The 796-nt window shown below is 57.9% G+C and carries 3 protein-coding genes; 1 reads left to right on the top strand and 2 read right to left on the bottom strand.

The genetic code is table 11. The annotated features are described in order from the left end of the window. The coding region (locus JCM15831_RS23155) for a hypothetical protein (protein WP_035774790.1) at window positions 1-189 on the top strand (189 nt) is incomplete at its 5' end. 74 nt (window positions 190-263) lie between these two features. Here JCM15831_RS23155 and JCM15831_RS15310 read toward each other — a convergent pair. Beyond that, complete coding sequence (locus JCM15831_RS15310; RefSeq protein ID WP_025824915.1) at window positions 264-524, bottom strand: hypothetical protein; 261 nt, start codon at window positions 522-524, stop codon at window positions 264-266. Between the two features lie 22 nt (window positions 525-546). Continuing rightward, the gene (locus JCM15831_RS15315; protein ID WP_156938939.1) at window positions 547-780 is read right to left on the bottom strand and encodes a DUF2312 domain-containing protein; all 234 of its coding nucleotides are present in this window, start codon (window positions 778-780) and stop codon (window positions 547-549) included. Between the last annotated feature and the right edge of the window lie 16 nt (window positions 781-796).

A 796-nucleotide genomic window follows, 5' to 3' on the forward strand; every position in this document is an offset into this window, starting at 1 on the left:
TTTCTCGCATGGCGCAAACCTCCCGGCCCGGTCCCGCTGCCGTTTCAGGGCGCGGATCTCGGATTTGAGTGCGTCTATTTCTTTGTCTTTGGAAGCGACTTCTTTGTCTCTGGACGCGACGAGGGCGAGCGTGCGGGCTGGGTCGGTCTGGGACTCCCAAAGCTTGCCCCGTGCATCATCGAGAAGTAGCCTTGCTCCCGACAGTTGAGCCCGCAGGCTCTCGTTCTCGGATTCCAGGCGGCGGAGGCGGGGGAAGAGGAAGGTTAGCATGTGCCGCCCTCCGACTTCTCGTGGATGGAACGCAGACGAGCCAGTCGCTCTTCTAGATAAGAAATCCGAGCTGCGCGGCGGCGGAGCGCCTCATCCCGCGCTTCTTCCGCTGTTTCGAAGAACTCCTCCTCGTAGTGCGCTCGGCCCCCAACTTCAGCCCACAGCTTGCCGTGGCCGTCGCGCGCATGATCCCATTCAGTATGCCAGCGGATATGTGCGGCATCGTGCTCGGTGAACGATTTGATCGTGCCCATATTGAAGATAGAGTTTCATGTCTCACATCCCCAAGGCGCGCTTGTAGATATCAAGCAGGCTCTCCTGCTCCTCGATCTCGCTTGGTTCTTTTTTGAGAAGCGCTATGATGTGTTTGATCGTTTTCACATCGAAACCAGCGCTCTTCGCTTCTGCGAAAATGTCGCGGATATCAGAAGCAAGCGCCTTGCGCTCTTCTTCCAGCCTCTGAACTCTTTCGATTGTGGAACGGAGCCGATCGGCGGCAATTCCGCCCACGCTCTCGCTATTGTGG

It is taken from the genome of Asaia astilbis JCM 15831 (assembly GCF_000613845.1).
Classification (GTDB): Bacteria; Pseudomonadota; Alphaproteobacteria; order Acetobacterales; family Acetobacteraceae; genus Asaia; species Asaia astilbis.

Excerpts from the sequence above, each read along its gene's own strand:
- JCM15831_RS15310 (WP_025824915.1), bottom strand. The coding sequence starts at position 524 with ATGGGCACGATCAAATCGTTCACCGAGCACGATGCCGCACATATCCGC.